The 15,343-nt window shown below is 70.7% G+C and carries 11 protein-coding genes; 1 reads left to right on the top strand and 10 read right to left on the bottom strand.

Going from position 1 to position 15,343, the window contains the following annotated elements; all coding sequences use genetic code 11:
- Positions 1-193 precede the first annotated feature (193 nt).
- From ACTHJJ_RS08725 to ACTHJJ_RS08710, 4 genes are all read right to left on the bottom strand, one after another.
- A complete protein-coding gene (locus tag ACTHJJ_RS08725) occupies positions 194-1,495 on the bottom strand; it encodes an IS110 family transposase (protein WP_440302553.1) in 1,302 nt (433 codons plus the stop codon).
- 409 nt (positions 1,496-1,904) lie between these two features.
- Entirely contained in the window at positions 1,905-2,561 is a 657-nt protein-coding gene (locus tag ACTHJJ_RS08720) for a LutC/YkgG family protein (protein WP_440302552.1), read from the bottom strand.
- Complete coding sequence (locus ACTHJJ_RS08715) at positions 2,558-4,006, bottom strand: LutB/LldF family L-lactate oxidation iron-sulfur protein (RefSeq protein ID WP_440302551.1); 1,449 nt, start codon at positions 4,004-4,006, stop codon at positions 2,558-2,560. The genes ACTHJJ_RS08720 and ACTHJJ_RS08715 overlap by 4 nt, the downstream gene beginning before the upstream one ends.
- Complete coding sequence (locus ACTHJJ_RS08710; protein WP_440302550.1) at positions 4,003-4,845, bottom strand: (Fe-S)-binding protein; 843 nt, start codon at positions 4,843-4,845, stop codon at positions 4,003-4,005. Before ACTHJJ_RS08710 ends, ACTHJJ_RS08715 begins: the two co-directional genes overlap by 4 nt.
- Positions 4,846-4,896: 51 nt before the next feature.
- Here ACTHJJ_RS08710 and ACTHJJ_RS08705 point away from each other — a divergent pair, with 51 nt between their 5' ends.
- Positions 4,897-6,303, top strand: coding sequence for a class II fumarate hydratase (locus tag ACTHJJ_RS08705; protein ID WP_440302549.1), 1,407 nt, complete (start codon positions 4,897-4,899; stop codon positions 6,301-6,303).
- Between the two features lie 223 nt (positions 6,304-6,526).
- Here ACTHJJ_RS08705 and ACTHJJ_RS08700 read toward each other — a convergent pair whose 3' ends face one another.
- The 6 genes from ACTHJJ_RS08700 to nuoL all read right to left on the bottom strand — a co-directional run bounded on the left by ACTHJJ_RS08700 (position 6,527) and on the right by nuoL (position 15,332).
- On the bottom strand, positions 6,527-7,825 hold the full coding sequence (locus ACTHJJ_RS08700; RefSeq protein WP_440302554.1) for a D-arabinono-1,4-lactone oxidase: 1,299 nt from the start codon (positions 7,823-7,825) through the stop codon (positions 6,527-6,529).
- Positions 7,826-7,853: 28 nt separating this feature from the next.
- The gene (locus ACTHJJ_RS08695) at positions 7,854-9,023 is read right to left on the bottom strand and encodes an amino acid deaminase/aldolase (RefSeq protein WP_440302548.1); all 1,170 of its coding nucleotides are present in this window, start codon (positions 9,021-9,023) and stop codon (positions 7,854-7,856) included.
- A 177-nt stretch (positions 9,024-9,200) separates the two neighbouring features.
- Positions 9,201-10,211 carry a polyprenyl synthetase family protein gene (locus tag ACTHJJ_RS08690; RefSeq protein ID WP_440302547.1) on the bottom strand — a complete coding sequence of 337 codons (1,011 nt, stop codon included), beginning with the start codon at positions 10,209-10,211 and terminating at the stop codon, positions 9,201-9,203.
- Positions 10,212-10,228: 17 nt separating this feature from the next.
- On the bottom strand, positions 10,229-11,821 hold the full coding sequence (gene nuoN, locus ACTHJJ_RS08685) for an NADH-quinone oxidoreductase subunit NuoN (RefSeq protein ID WP_440302546.1): 1,593 nt from the start codon (positions 11,819-11,821) through the stop codon (positions 10,229-10,231).
- Complete coding sequence (locus tag ACTHJJ_RS08680; RefSeq protein ID WP_440302545.1) at positions 11,818-13,344, bottom strand: NADH-quinone oxidoreductase subunit M; 1,527 nt, start codon at positions 13,342-13,344, stop codon at positions 11,818-11,820. The genes nuoN and ACTHJJ_RS08680 overlap by 4 nt, the downstream gene beginning before the upstream one ends.
- 8 nt (positions 13,345-13,352) lie before the next feature.
- On the bottom strand, positions 13,353-15,332 hold the full coding sequence (nuoL, locus tag ACTHJJ_RS08675; protein WP_440302544.1) for an NADH-quinone oxidoreductase subunit L: 1,980 nt from the start codon (positions 15,330-15,332) through the stop codon (positions 13,353-13,355).
- Between the last annotated feature and the right edge of the window lie 11 nt (positions 15,333-15,343).

Genomic DNA, 15,343 nt, shown 5'->3' with positions numbered 1-15,343 from the left:
GACCGGATCTCGGAGGACCTGCGACACGCCAGCCCGGACCTGGAGGGCGAGCAGCCCGGCTGGGGCCAGCCTCGCTGACCTCCCGAGCGCCTGTGACGGGTGGGACCGGGCGCTAGTCCGAAAATGGACTCAGCCGGGCGGGTTTGTATTGCCAGCCGGCGCGGTCGGTTGGCTGATGGCGTGCTCAGGGGTGTCAGGCGGGTTCGAGGATGACGCGGTAGCCGAGGGCTTGCAGGTCGCGGACGTGGTTGCGGACCTTGCGGTCGCGGTCGGTGTGTCGGGCGTAATGGTCCTCGCCCAGGTCGAGGTAGGTGGCCTGCTCGTCGGCGAGCAGGTGCCAGATGATCACCAGGATGGACCGGCCGACGGCCACGATGGCCTTGTTCTTGGCGTCCCTGCCGCGGCGGCCCAGCCGTCGGTAGCGGGCTCCGAGGAAGGTGTGGGTCTTGCCGGCCCCGACGGCGGCATCGCCGAGGACGGCGGCCAGGTAGCGGTTGCCCTTGCCGGTGCCCTGCCGGCCGTGGGTCCGGCCGGCCGATTCCCGGGCGATCGGGGCCAGCCGGGCCCAGGAGGTCAGGTGTGCCGGGGTGAGGAACCGGGTCATGTCCAGGCCGATCTCGGCGATCACGACGGCCGCGATGACCCGGTCGACGCCGGGGATCTGGATCAGGCGCGACACCGCCTGTTCGTGGGGTCCGAGCGCCTGTGCGATCTCCTCGTCCAGGTCGGTGACGTCCGCGGTCAGGGCATCGACCCGGGTGAGCATCTTGGCCAGCAACCGGGCGTGGTGCCCACTGAACTGGCCGACGAAGGCCTCCTGCAGGTCGACGGTCTTGGACCGCAACCGGCCCAGGGCCAGGTCGGCCAGCACGGCCGGGTCCCGAACCCCGTCGATCAACGCGGCCATCATCAACCGGCCCGACTTGCCGAAGATGTCCGAGGCAACCACGGACAGCTTGACCTGCGCGTCCTCGAGGAGCTTCTCGACGCGCTCCTTCTCCGCGGTCCGCGCCGCGACCAGCGCGGCCCGGTACCGGGTCAGGTTCCGCAGCTCGCGGATCGGGGGCGGCGGCACGAACGAGGAACGCACCATGCCCCGCTCGACCAGCTTGCACAGCCACACCGCGTCGAGCTTGTCGGTCTTGGGCCGGCCGGGCACGTTCTTGACCTGCGTGGCATTGAGCACGCGGGTGTCGAACAGGTCCTCCAGCAGGTAGTACGGCGACTTCCAGTACACGCCGGTCGACTCCATCCCGACCACCGTGACCTCCTCCTGCGTGAGCCAGTCCCGCAAGAGCATCAACGAGCGCGTCATCGTCGAGAACGTGCGCACCTGCTGACGACGCCGGCCGGTCGGGGTCGGCGTGCGCACACAACACACCAGCTCCGCCTTGCCGATATCCAGCGCCGCGACCCGTTCGATGATCGGATCCTCACCGACGTCCAAGTCCTGCGAGCCCACCAGGGCCGCGACCCCAGGATCGCCTGCCTTCATGGCTCCTCACCTCCAACCGAGCGCTCTCACCCGGGCCAGGACCGGCCCGGCTGGTCGCCCGGAGGAACCGCAGGAACCAACGAATCTAGTCCTCGTGCTCGAAGCACAATCAACGGTCCACAACACGGTCCCCGCGTCCGACTCACTCACGGCCTCAGCCGAACCAAGCGCCACCGACGTCACCGGGCGGCCACCCCCATTTTCATCCCGCAACGGGAAGGACGAAGTCCTACAGGTGGCTCACTCGACCTTTCAGTCGAGTGAGCAGTCGGTCACATCCGTCACTCTCGTGCCCACACGCCCTGGGACTGGTGGGGTGGAGCGCTCACTCGACCTAAGGAAACACCCCATCGAGTGAGCACTCGGTCACTCCCGCCCCACGCCCGGCTGTACTGGTGGGGCGGAGCGCTCACTCGACGATGAGGACGTGCAGGATGCGGGGGCCGTGGACGCCCTCGACCCGCTCGAGCTCGATGTCGCTCGTGGCGCTCGGCCCGCTGATCCACGTCAGCGCGCGCCCGGCCTCGACGCTCGCGCGCAGCCGGGCGACCCCGTCGGGCACGTCCCCCACGACCTGCTCCACCTGGACCACGCAGACGTGGCAGTCCGGCACGAGGGTCAGCGCCCGCCTCCCCTGCCCGGGACCGTGGTCGAGCACGATCGTGCCGGGCACCGCCATGCCGACCGCGGCCGTCGACACGACCGCATCGACGTGGTCGAGCTCCGCGTCGGTCACGTCGGGCTCGCGCACCAGCCGTGCCGCGGACCCGATCGCCGCGGCCCAGTCGTCGTCGAGCCCGTCGGGCACGACGACCGACCCAGCGCCGTGCATCGCGAGCGCCGCGACGATCGCCGGGGCCACGCCGGCCCGTCCGACTCGCTCCACGACGGCGCGATAGTCGGCCACCCGCTCCGCGAAGAGGTCCACGACCTCCCCCAGCTCCGTCGGGGTCGGTATGCCGCTCCCCGCCCTCTCCGGTGAGTCGGTCCTCGCGTGGTGGGTGCCTGGCGCCGCGAGGGCGCGGCGGACCCGGGAGAGGACCTCGTCCTTGGCACTCCTCGTCATCGGTCGCTCCCGTGCGTCTCGTCCCACCACTGCCGGAAGGTCTGCTTCGGCGGGGCCGGCGCGTCCCGGGCCGTGCTCCACGCCGACGCCGGCCAGGGCAGCCGGCCGAGCCGGTGGCGGTCGCCGAGCAGCTTGCCGACCCCGGTCGCGAGGTTCTGCGCCTTCTCCAGCCGGCCGGCCCGGTCGAAGGTCCAGGCGGTGGCCCGCATCGCGAGCGCCTCGGCGGACGGCATACCGCCCCGGTGCTCGTCGACGACAGCGGCGCGGAGGTGGACGAGCAGCTCCGGGATCTCGATGCGGACCGGGCACACATCGAAGCAGGCACCGCAGAGCGACGACGCGTAGGGCAGCGACTGCTCCACCGGCCCGGCGAGGCCCTTCAGCTGCGGGACGAGGACGGCGCCGATCGGCCCGGGGTAGACCGAGCCGTAGGCGTGGCCTCCGACGCGCTCATAGACCGGGCAGACGTTGAGGCAGGCCGAGCACCGGATGCAGCGGAGCGCCTGCCGGCCCACGACGTCCGCGAGGACGTTGGTGCGGCCGTTGTCGACGAGCACCACGTGGACGTCCTGCGGGCCGTCGCCCTCGGTGACGCCGGTCCACATCGACGTGTAGGGGTTCATCCGCTCCCCCGTCGACGAGCGGGGCAGCAGCTGCATGAAGACGGACAGGTCGTCCCAGGTCGGCACAAGCTTCTCGATGCCGACGACGCTGATGAGGGTCTCCGGCAGCGTGAGGCACATCCGTCCGTTGCCCTCGGACTCGACGACGACCAGGGTGCCGGTCTCGGCGACGGCGAAGTTCGCGCCGGACACCGCGACCTTGGCGCGGAGGAACTTCTCGCGCAGGTGCAGGCGCGCGGCCTCGGCGAGTCGGCCGGGCTCGTCCGTGAGGTCGTCCGGTGCCGACCTGCCCACCTTGCTCATCTGGCGCAGGAAGATCTCGCGCACCTCCGAGCGGTTCCGGTGGATCGCCGGGACGAGGATGTGGCTCGGCAGGTCGTCGCCGAGCTGGACGATGAGCTCCGCGAGGTCGGTCTCCCATGCCCGGATCCCCGCCGCCTCGAGCGCACCGTTGAGGTCGATCTCCTGGGTGGCCATCGACTTGACCTTGACGACCTCCTCGCTGCCCGTGGCCTGCACGAGCGAGACGACGATGCGGTTGGCCTCGGCCGCATCCCTCGCCCAGTGCACCGTCGCCCCGGCGGCGGTCAGCTTCTCTTCGAGCTCGAGCAGGTAGGTGTCGAGGTGGGCGAGCACCCGGTCCTTGGCCTCCGCGCCGCGGTGGCGCAGCTCCTCCCAGTCGGGGACCTCCCCGACCATGCGCGCCCGCTTGGCCCGGATCGTGTGGGTGGCGTGGTTGAGGTTGCGTCGCAGCTGGGGGTTGGCGAGCGCCCGCTTCGCCGCGACGGGGAACTTCGGCATGCCGACGAAGGTGCGGCTCATGACAGCGCCGCCGCTCCCCCGGCCGCCGACGGCGGCTCCGGCAGCGAGGCGGGCGGCCTCCCGGCCGAGACCCCGGGCAGGACGGCCACCGGCTCCGGCGTCCACGGGTGCTCCTCCGTCGAGGCGAGGACCTCGGCCAGGTGCAGCGGCTGGACCCCGGCCCGCTCCCGGGACAGCAGGCCGCCGATGTGGGCCAGGCACGAGTTGTCCCCCGCGACGACGACCTCGGCGCCGGTCTCCCTGACGTGCCGTGCCTTGTCGGAGCCCATCGCCACCGACACGTCGGCGTTCTTCATCGCGAACGTCCCGCCGAAGCCGCAGCACTCCTCGGCGGCGGGCAGCTCGACCAGGTCGATGCCGCGGACGGCGCGGAGCAGCCGGAGCGGCCGGTCCCCCACCCGGATCATCCGCAGCGAGTGGCACGTCGGGTGGTAGGTCACCCGGTGCGGGAAGTACGCGCCGACGTCCGTCACTTCGAGCACGTCGACGAGGAACTCGGACAGCTCGTGGACCCTCGGGACCACCTCGGAGACGGCCCGCTCGAGGCCCGGGTCACCTGCCCGGCCCGCGAGCCCGAGGTGCTGCTGCCGGATCGAGCCGGTGCACGAGCCGGACGGCACGACGACGGCGTCATAGGAACCGAACACGTCGACGAAGGAACGCACGAGCGGCACTGCCTCAGCGGCATACCCCGTGTTGGTGAACATCTGTCCGCAACACGTCTGGGCGGTCGGGAACTCCACCCGGCACCCGAGGCGCTCGAGGAGCGTCACGACGGCCCGGGGCGTGCCCGGCCACATCGTGTCGTTGAAACACGTCGCAAAGAGGGCCACCTTCACCCCACCGAGCGTAGCGGGCGGCCCCGAGCGTGCTGTCGCATGATGGAGGGCATGAGCGAACGAGTGGAGACCAGGACGGAGCACGACTCGATGGGCGAGGTGGAGGTCCCCGCCTCCGCGCTCTGGGGCGCCCAGACCGCTCGGGCCGTCGAGAACTTCCCGATCAGCGGGCAGGGCGTGCCGCCGGAGGTCGTCCACGCCCTGGCGCAGCTGAAGTCCGCCGCGGCGCAGGTCAACGCCCAGCTCGGCGGCCTCGACCCCGATCGCGCCGCTGCCATCAGCATGGCCGCCGACGAGGTCGCGAAGGGCCTGCACGACCACCACTTCCCCATCGACGTCTTCCAGACCGGTTCCGGGACGTCGACGAACATGAACGTCAACGAGGTCGTCGCGCGGCTCGCGCACCTGCAGAGCGGTCTGGACATCCACCCGAACGACCACGTCAACATGGGCCAGTCGAGCAACGACACCTTCCCGAGCGCGCTGCGGATCGCGGCGACGCAGGCTGCCCTCGAGGAGCTCGTCCCCGCGCTCGACCACCTCGCGACCTCGCTGGCGCGCAAGGAGGAGGAGTTCGCCGACGTGGTCAAGGCCGGGCGCACGCATCTCATGGACGCGGTGCCGGTGACCCTCGGCCAGGAGTTCGGCGGCTACCGGCGCCAGCTCAAGCTCGGCGCGAGCCGCGTCGCGCACGCAGCAAACGCGACGACCGAGCTGCCGCTCGGCGGGACGGCGGCCGGCACCGGCCTCAACGCCGCCCCCGGCTTCGCGGCGCAGGTCATCGAGAAGGTCTCGGACGCGAGCGGGATCCAGTTCACCGAGGCGCACAACCACTTCGAGGCGCAGTCGACCCAGGACGCTGTCGTCGAGCTGTCCGGCGCGCTCAAGGTCGTCGCGGTCAGCCTGACGAAGATCTGCAACGACCTCCGGTGGATGTCCTCCGGGCCCCGGACCGGCCTGGGCGAGATCCATCTGCCGGACCTCCAGCCCGGCTCGAGCATCATGCCGGGCAAGGTGAACCCGGTCATCTGCGAGGCGACGCTCATGGCGTGCGCGCAGGTCGTCGGCAACGACGTGACGATCACGACGGCCGGCGCCGCGGGCAACTTCGAGCTCAACGTCATGCTCCCGGTCCTGGCCAAGAACGTCCTCGAGTCGATCCGCCTCCTCGCCGCGACCTCCCGCCTCCTCGCCGACCGGTGCGTCGACGGGATCACCGCCGACGTCGGGCACGCCCGAGAGCTGGCCGAGAGCTCGCCGTCGATCGTGACCCCGCTCAACCGCTACATCGGCTACGAGGCCGCGGCCAAGGTCGTCAAGCAGGCGGTCAAGGAGCGCCGGACCATCCGCGACGTCGTCATCGAGCAGGGCTATGTCGCGGACGGCAAGCTCACCGAGGAGCAGCTCGACGAGGCCCTCGACGTGCTCGCGATGACCCGTCCGCCCGAGTCGCACTAGCCGTCGCCTCGCGGTGCTGCCTCTTCCGCAACACACCGAGCTGGGATCAGCAGCAGCCGCCGACAGGGAGGTATGCCGCTGGGCCGGGTCATCGCGGCCCGCCGGGTTACGCCTGCGGGCGCAAAGGTGACCCGACCTGGCGTCGCGCGTCGTGTCGCACTCGGTGTTGCCCCAGCCGCACCATCCGCGACCTACCTGCGACGCGACCGCCGACGGCAGCCGGTCAGCGGCCCAGGACCGCCTCCAGGTAGGGGTTGGCGAAGACCCGGTCGGGGTCGACGCGGTCGCGCACGGCGAGGAAGTCCTCGAAGCGGGGATACGCATCGCGGAACCACCGGGTGGTGCGGGTGTGCAGCTTGCCCCAGTGCGGCCGGCCGCCGTGGGCGAGGGCGATGGACTCGAACGCCGCGAAGTACATGCCCGGCTCCTGCCGGTGGTAGCGGTGCACCGCGACGTAGCACGACTCGCGTCCGTGCGCCGTCGAGAGCCAGACGTCGTCCGCCGCCGCGAAACGGCACTCGACCGGGAAGCTGATCTGCTCGTCGTGACCGTCGACCCAGCGGCGCAGCTCAGTCAGCACGTGCGGCAGCGCGTCCCGGGGGAAGGCCCACTCGGACTCGATGAAGCGGACGTCGCGGGGGGTGACGAAGACCGAGTGCGAGGTGTCGGTGTAGGCCCGCTCCGTCAGCGCTCGGGCCGCAACCGCATTGACGTGCTTGGTCGTTCGCGGCACCCGATGGGTCAGCCGGTTGGTCCACTCGAAGACCCGGTTACTGAGGAGCTCGTCGTCGAGTCGTGCCCGCCACCGAGGGAGCGGCTGCCGGGGGGCGTGCGGCTCGACTCGGTTGTTGCGCTTGGTGAGGACCCGATCGGTGTGCGGGAACCAGTAGAACTCGAAGTGGTCGTTGCCCTCCGCCTCCGCGTCGGCGCTCTCGAGGATCGCGTCGAGGCGCTCGGGCCGCTCCACCGCCCTCAGCAGGAACGCCGGCACGACCGCGACGGTCAGCTCGGTGACGACGCCGAGGGCGCCGAGGCCGAGCCGCGCGGCCTGGAAGAGGTCCGGGTTCTCGGCCGGTGAGCAGGCGACGATCTTGCCGTCGGGCAGGACGATGCGCAGGGCCCGGACCCCGGCGGAGAGACCCTGGAGGCGCAGGCCGGTGCCGTGGGTGCCCGTGGCGATCGCGCCCGCCAGGCTCTGCCGGTCGATGTCGCCGAGGTTGGGCAGCGCGAAACCGAGCTGCGCGAGCTCTTGGTTCAGCTGCCACAGCGGAGTGCCGGCCCGGACGGTGGCCTCGCCGCGCGTCGCGTCGACCGACGTGACACCCGCGAGATGGGTGAGCCGCACCTGGACGCCGTCGGTGACTGCGGCACCCGTGAAGGAGTGCCCGGCCCCGACGGCCTTGACGCGCAGGCCACGGTCGGCCGCCGCCCGGATGATGTCCGCGACGTCGTCCTCGTCCCGAGGGCTGCTGACACGGGCGAGCCGGCTGCGCTCGGTCCCGGCCCAGTTCGTCCAGGAGATGTCGCGCCTCCCGGTCTGCGCCCGCGTGTCAGCCAAGGCTCATGCCCTCTCCTCGATAGGTGGCTGCGGTCCCGACGACCTCACCCCGGCTCACGAGCAGGACCTCGTTGAACCGCTCCGCCAGCTCGCCGGCCTTCGCGTGGCGGAACCAGACGGCGTCGCCGAGGTGGAGGCGCCTGGCCCCGGGCCCGCGCAGCGGCGTCTGGACCTCGCCCGCGCCCTCGGTGCGCAGCAGGTCGAGCTGCTGCTCCGGCAGTGGCGACGGGACCCGGTCCCAGCCCGGCGCTCCGGAGGCGATGTAGCCGCCGGAGTAGACCGTCACGACGTCGGGTGCCGGTCGCCTCACGACCGGCAGCGCGAAGGCGGCGGCCGGCTCGAGCGAGAGCGCGTCGTAGCGGTCGAAGAGCGTGGGTGCGAAGAGCCCCGACCCCGCAGTGAGCTCCGTCAGCGCCTCGTCGCGTCCCGTCAGGGCGAGGCTGCCGGTGCCTCCTCCGTTGACGAACTCGAGGTCGACGAGCTGCGTTGCAGCGGCGACGATCTCGCGGCGGCGGGTCGTGAGCTCGCGGTGGGACCGCGCCTTCATGGGGCGGGTCAACACGGTGTCCGGGAGGCCCGCGATCTGGGCGTCGTAGATCATCAGGCCGACCACTCCGAACCCGTGCGACCGCGCGCGGCGGACTAACTGCTCCACCTGCTCAGGCTCTCGGAGCGGTGACCTTCGCACGCCGAGGTGCGCCGGACCGACGCGGAGGGAGGCGTCCACGTCGATCGCGACCCGTAGGCCCCGGGCCCCAGGCAGGCGCCGGGCCAAGAAGTCGAGGTGGTCGCAGCTGTCGATCATCAGGGTCACGGCTGCCATCGCGCTCGCGTCCCCGGCGAGCCGTTCGAGGGCCTGCACGTCGGCGCTCGGATAGGCGACCAGGATGTCGCGTTGGCCGTCTCGGGCCCAGCTCAGCGCCTCTTCGAGCGCGTAGCACATCAGCCCGGCGAAGCCCGGCCGGCCGAGGACCCGCTCGATGAGGGCACGGACCCGAAGCGACTTCGTCGCGACCCGGATCGGCTTGCCGTGCGCCAGTCCGACCAGGGCTGCTGCGTTCCGGTCGAACGCGTCGACGTCCACCACGGCGACCGGGAGCCGGCGGCCGCGGGTCGCCGCGGTCAGGCGGGGCGCGATCGGAACCGGCGAGGGGTGGGACATGTCCGAACCCTACCGGCGCCCGATCGTCGTTGCGCTCGGGTCGAGTGACCGAGAGCAGCCCCCGGGATCGTCGAACTGCTCGCTGATGACCGAACCGGATGGCGTACCAGCCCGCTCGCCCTCGAACGGTCCGTTCGAGGGGTAGGAGCGAGGAGAGCCGGAGACCCGCCGATGCGGTCAGCCGACGCGGTCGACGACGCCCATCGCGAGGGCCTGCAGGGCCGCCTTGGCGGGGCTGTCGGGCAGCGGGTCGAGCAGGCGCTGCGCGCTGCGGGCGACGGCATACGTCTCCTCGCGGGCCTGCTTGAGCCCGGAGTGGGCGCGCAGCAGCGTAAGCGCCTCCTCGACCCCGGCATCGTCGTGGGACAGGTCGCGGTCGAGCAGCTCGTGCAGCCGGGCGTCGGCCGGGTCCTGGGATGCCCGCGCCCGGATCACGGCGAGGGTGTCGACGCCCTCCCGCAGGTCGGTGCCCGGCGTCTTGCCCGACTCCCCGGACTCGGACGCGATGTCGATGACGTCGTCGGCGAGCTGGAACGCGATGCCGATCTTCTCGCCGTAGAGGCGCATCGTCTCGACGAGCTCCGGCGAGCCGCCGCTGAACATCGCGCCGTAGCGGCCGGCCGTGGCGATGAGCGCCCCGGTCTTGTCCGCGAGGACGCCGAGGTAGTAGTCGACCGGGTCGACGCCGTCCGGGCAGGGCCGGTCGTCGCGGATCTGGCCGGTGCACAGCCGGATGAAGGTCTGCGCCTGGATCAGCACCGCGTCGGCACCGAGCCGGGCGATGATCTCCGACGCCTTGCCGAAGAGGAGGTCGCCGACGAGGATCGCGGTCGAGTTGTCGAAGGCCGCATTGACCGACGAGACGCCCCGGCGCACGTCGGCCTGGTCCATGACGTCGTCGTGGTAGAGCGAGGCGAGGTGCGTCAGCTCGACCCCGGCGGCCGCCCGGATCACCGAGTCGTTGATGCCGTCGCCGAGCTCGGCGGCCAGGAGGGTGAGCAGGGGGCGGAACCGCTTGCCGCCTGCCGCCGACAGGTGGCCGGACGCCTGCGCGATGAAGGGGTCATCGTGGTCGACGACCTCCTCGAGGAAGGCGTCGACCCGCGCGAGCCCGTCCCCGAGGCGCGCCATGAGCTCTGGCGTCGCCCCGGGGATCGTCAGGACCGGCGGCGTGGCGTGCGTCGTCATGGACACCATTCGAACACTCAGCGCACGAACTGCGACGCGCGGTCGGCGAGATCGAGCAGCGACGAGGGGACGATGCCGAGGGCCAGCGTGATGAGCGCGCCGATCGCGATCGAGAACGTCGTCCCGACGGAGGGCACGAGCACCTCGACCGTGTCGTCGGCCGGCTCGCTGAAGAACATCAGCACGATGACGCGGGCGTAGACGAAGACGGTGATGGCGCTGCACACGGCACCGATGATCACGAGGACCGTCCCGGTCGCACCGCCCGTGTTGATCGCGGCAGCGAACACGGCGAACTTCGCGACGAAGCCGGAGGTCAGCGGGATACCGGCGAAGGCGAGCATGAGGAAGGCCATCGTCCCGGCGATGACCGGGTGCGACTTGCCGAGCCCCGCCCATTGCGACAGGTGCGTCGCCTCGCCGCCGTCCTGCCGGACCAGGGTGACCAGCCCGAACGCCGCGATGATCGAGAAGCCGTAGGCCACGACGTAGAACAGCACGGAGCTGACGCCCCGCTGGTCGAGGGCGAGCACACCGACGAGGACGAAGCCGGCGTGCGCGATCGACGAGTAGGCGAGGAGGCGCTTCATGTCGGTCTGGGTCACGGACAGGACCGAGCCGATGATCATGGTCAGGACCGCGACGATGATGACGCCGTTCTGCCACTGCCAGCTCGCGGTGTCGAGCCCGACGTAGGCGAGCCGGAGGATGGCCCCGAACGCCGCCGCCTTGGTGCAGGCCGCCATGAAGCCGGTGACCGGCGTCGGCGCACCCTGGTAGACGTCGGGCGTCCAGGCGTGGAACGGCACGGCGCCGACCTTGAAGAGCAGCCCGACGAAGACGAGGAACGCGCCCGCGATGAGCAGCCCGTTGAGGCCGAGGGAGGTGCTCGTGATCGCGTTGCTGAGGTCACCGAAGTAGACCGACCCCGCGTAGCCGTAGAGCAGCGCCGTGCCGAAGAGGAAGAACGCCGAGCTGAAGGCACCGAGGAGGAAGTACTTCAGCGACGCCTCCTGGGACAGCAGCCGGCGACGCCGCGCGAGCCCACAGAGGATGTAGAGCGGCAGCGAGAGCACCTCGAGGGCGATGAACATCCCGATGAGGTCGTTGACCGTCGGGAAGAGCATCATCCCGCCGACCGCCAGCATCGTGAGCGGAAAGACCTCGGAGGTGATGAGGCCGGCCCGCGCCGACGCCGCCTCGATCGGCGAGCCGGGGGTCGAGGCGCCGCTCGGGGTGAACGCGTCCGGTCCGACGCCGCCGAAGCGTTCGGCCATGATGAGGATGCCCAGCACGCTCATGAGCACGAGCGCACCCTGCATGAACAGGGCCGGCCCGTCGATCGCGAGGGCGAAGAGGCGCCGTCCGGTCGCGCCGTCCGCAAAGCCGAGGGTCAGGCCCTGGTGCTTCGTCGCGACGAGGATCGCGACGAAGGCCAGCACGAGGCCACCGACGGAGACGGCGAGCTGGATGTTGTGCCGCCGCTCGCGCGCCACGAAGGCCTCGACGAGCACCCCGACCAGGGCCGCACCGAACACGATGAAGAGCGGCAGCACGGCGAGGTAGTCGATGTTCGCCAGCTGGAAAGCTGCCGGAGCGACGGCGGTCACTTCGTGCTCCCTTCAGCCACGGTCGCGGCATTGGTGTGGACGTAGGACAGCGTCTTGTCGACCGCCGGGTTGATCAGGTCGAGCGCCGGCTTCGGGTAGAAGCCGATCACGATGAAGAACGCGATGAGCGGGCCGGCGACCCACTTCTCCCGGAAGGACCAGTCGCGCACGCCGGTGAGTCCCTCGGGCTTCGGACCGGTCATGACGCGCTTGTACCAGAGCAGGATGTAGAGCGCCGCGAGGATGATGGCCGTGCACGAGAGGACGGCGGCGACCGGGTGCGCCCCGAATGTCCCGACGAGCACGAGGAACTCCGACACGAAGCTCGACAGGCCCGGCAGGGCGAGCGTCGAGAGCCCGGCGATGAGGAACGCGCCGGCGATGCCCGGGGTGACCCGCTGCCAGCCGCCGAAGTCCGGTATCCGTTTGCTCCCCCGGCGCCGGATGAACATCGCGGCGATGAGGAACAGCGCGGCCGTGGAGAACCCGTGGTTGAGCATGTAGAGCGAGGCACCGGACCCGGCGACGTTCGTCACGGCGAAGATGCCGAGGACGATGAAGCCGAAGTGGCGGATCGACGTGTAGGCGATCAGGCGCATCATGTCCGTCTGGCCGATCGCGAGCAGCGCGCCGTAGAGGACCGAGATCACCGCGAGGACGACGACGAACGGGGTCGCCCACTCGCTGGCGTTGGGGAACAGCTGCAGGCAGAAGCGGATCATCCCGAAGGTGCCGACCTTGTCCAGCACACCGACGAGCAGCGTCGCCGTCGCGGGGGTCGACTCGGTCGCGGCGTCGGGCAGCCAGGTGTGCACCGGGACCATCGGCGCCTTGATCGCGAAGGCGATGAAGAAGCCGACCCAGAGCAGCCGCTCCGTCGTCGGGTCGAGGGACAGGCCGGTGAGCTTCGCGATGAGGAAGCCGTCGGCGCCGCCCGGGCCCTGCAGGTAGAGGGCGATGACCGCGACGAGCATGATCAGCCCGCCGGCGAGGGAGAAGAGGAGGAACTTCATCGCGGCGTACTGCCTGCGCGCACCGCCGAAGCGGCCGATGAGGAAGTACACCGGGATGAGCATCGCCTCGAAGAAGACGTAGAAGAGGAACACGTCCGTCGCGGCGAAGACACCGACCATGAACGTCTCGAGGACGAGCAGGAGGGCGAAGTACGCCTTGGTCCGACGCGCGCCGTCGATGTCCTCCGGCACGTCGTGCCAGGCCGCGAGGAGGCAGATCGGGGTCAGCACGAGCGACATGAGGATCAGCACGAGGGCGATCCCGTCGACGCCGAGCGCGTAGCTGACGCCGAGCTGCGGGATCCAGGCGTGCTGCTCGGCGAGCTTGAACTGCGCTGTCGAGCCGCTGTTGTACTGCGTCGCCGCAACGATCCCCACGGCCAGCGTCACGAGCGAGAAGCCGACCGCGATGCGCTTGGCCTGCTGGGCCGAGCCAGGCAGGAAGGCGACCACTGCCGATCCCACGAGGGGGATCGCCATGAGCAGCGTCAGCCACGGAACACTGGACATCTCTGACATCACTGAATCACCCACAGTGCTCCGAGGATCGCGACGATGCCCGCGAGCATCGTCAGTGCGTAGGACCGGGCGAACCCGTTCTGGATCTTGCGCATCCGGGCCGACCAGCCGCCGACGAGGGCGGCGAGCCCACCGGCCGCGCCGTCGACGCCCTCGCCGTCGGCGAAGACGAGCGAGCGGGTCAGGTGGATGCCGGGACGCATGAGGAGGCCCTCGTTGACCTGGTCCTGGTAGAGGTCCTGCCGGGCCGCCTTGGTCAGCAGGCTGCCGGCCGGGGCCGTGAGCGGCACCTCGTCGCGCCAGTAGCGCATCCAAGCGAGGCCCGCGCCGCCGACGACGACCAGGAGGGTGAGCACGATCAGCACCGGCACCGCGAGCACCGGCTCGTGCTCCGCGGCGGCACCGCTGACCGGCTCCAGCCACGAGGTGATGGCGCCGGTCGGGCCGAGGACGAGGCCCAGGAGGGCCGAGCCGACGGCGAGGACCATCATCGGGATCGTCATCGTGCTGGGTGACTCGTGCGGGTGCACGTCGTCGGTCCAGCGCTTCTTGCCGTGGAAGGTCATGAAGAACAGGCGCGACATGTAGAACGCCGTGACCCCGGCGCCGATGAGCGCAGCCAGGCCGAAGACCCACGGCCGCCAGCCCTCGCCGACGAACGCGGCCTCGATGATCTTGTCCTTGCTCCAGAAGCCGGCGAACGGCGGGACGCCGAGGATCGCGAGCCAGCCGATGCCGAAGGTGACCCACGTGATCTTCATGGCCCCGGAGAGCCCGCCGAAGCGGCGCATGTCGACCTGGTCGTTCATGCCGTGCATGACCGAGCCGGCCCCGAGGAACATCCCGGCCTTGAAGAAGCCGTGCGTGAGCAGGTGGAAGATCGCGAAGGCGTAGCCGATCGGGCCGAGGCCGGCCGCGAGCATCATGTAGCCGATCTGCGACATCGTCGAGGCGGCCAGCGCCTTCTTGATGTCGTCCTTGGCGCAGCCGACGATGGCGCCGAAGAGGAGCGTGATCGCGCCGACGATGACGACGACGAGCTGGGCCGTGGGGGCGGCCTCGAAGATCGCGCCGGAGCGGACCACGAGGTAGACGCCGGCGGTGACCATGGTCGCCGCGTGGATCAGCGCGGAGACCGGCGTCGGGCCGGCCATCGCGTCACCGAGCCAGCTCTGCAGCGGGAACTGCGCCGACTTGCCGCAGGCGGCGAGCAGCAGCATCAGGCCGATCGCCGTCATGAAGCCCTGGTGCGCGCCCTGCAGGCCCGCCACGCCGGCGTTGACGGTGGCGAAGTCCACCGAGCCGAAGTGGAAGAACATGATGAACATCGCGACGGACAGGCCGAAGTCACCGACCCGGTTGGCGAAGAAAGCCTTGTTCGCCGCGGTGGAGTAGGCCGGGTTCCAGTTCCAGAAGCCGATGAGCAGCCACGACGCGAGACCGACGCCCTCCCAGCCGACGTAGAGCAGCAGGTAGGAGTTGGCGAGGACGAGCAGGAGCATCGCCGCGACGAAGAGGTTGAGGTAGGCGAAGAACCGCCGCTTGTCCGGGTCGTGCTCCATGTACCCGAGGGAGTACACGTGGATGAGCGAGCCGACGAACGTGATGAGCAGGACGAAGGCCATCGACAGCTGGTCGACGAGCAGGCCCGCCTGGACCTTGAACGAGCCGCCGGTCACCCACTCGTAGAGCTGCACGGCCTGGGCCCGGTCGCCGGAGTCGCGACCCAGCATCTGGAAGAAGATGACGAGCCCGACGAGGAACGCCGCCCACGACAGGCCGGTGGCGAGCAGGGCGCCCCACTTGTCGGTGCGCCGCCCGCCGATGAGCAGGACCGCGGTGCCGAGGAGCGGGAGCGCCACGAGCAGCCATGCGTATGACGTGAAGCCGGTCGCCGCGTGGGCGTGGCCGTCGTGCGTGGCGAGCCCAGCGGCATACGTCCCCGCAGAACTGAGCAGGCTCGGAAGAGCAGTTGGCATGCCTGGGAGCT

It is taken from the genome of Intrasporangium sp., assembly GCF_051961875.1.
Classification (GTDB): domain Bacteria; phylum Actinomycetota; class Actinomycetes; order Actinomycetales; family Dermatophilaceae; genus Intrasporangium_A.
The sequence above is the reverse complement of the archived record's forward strand: the minus strand, read 5'-3'. Positions and strand labels throughout refer to the sequence as shown.

Bases quoted from the DNA above. Each gene is read 5' to 3' on its own strand.
- ACTHJJ_RS08720 (WP_440302552.1), bottom strand. From the start codon at position 2,561: ATGACGAGGAGTGCCAAGGACGAGGTCCTCTCCCGGGTCCGCCGCGCC.
- ACTHJJ_RS08680 (WP_440302545.1), bottom strand. From the start codon at position 13,344: ATGTCCAGTGTTCCGTGGCTGACGCTGCTCATGGCGATCCCCCTCGTG.
- ACTHJJ_RS08705 (WP_440302549.1), top strand. From the start codon at position 4,897: ATGAGCGAACGAGTGGAGACCAGGACGGAGCACGACTCGATGGGCGAG.
- nuoL (WP_440302544.1), bottom strand. From the start codon at position 15,332: ATGCCAACTGCTCTTCCGAGCCTGCTCAGTTCTGCGGGGACGTATGCC.
- ACTHJJ_RS08715 (WP_440302551.1), bottom strand. From the start codon at position 4,006: ATGAGCCGCACCTTCGTCGGCATGCCGAAGTTCCCCGTCGCGGCGAAG.
- ACTHJJ_RS08695 (WP_440302548.1), bottom strand. From the start codon at position 9,023: ATGTCCCACCCCTCGCCGGTTCCGATCGCGCCCCGCCTGACCGCGGCG.
- ACTHJJ_RS08725 (WP_440302553.1), bottom strand. From the start codon at position 1,495: ATGAAGGCAGGCGATCCTGGGGTCGCGGCCCTGGTGGGCTCGCAGGAC.
- ACTHJJ_RS08690 (WP_440302547.1), bottom strand. From the start codon at position 10,211: ATGACGACGCACGCCACGCCGCCGGTCCTGACGATCCCCGGGGCGACG.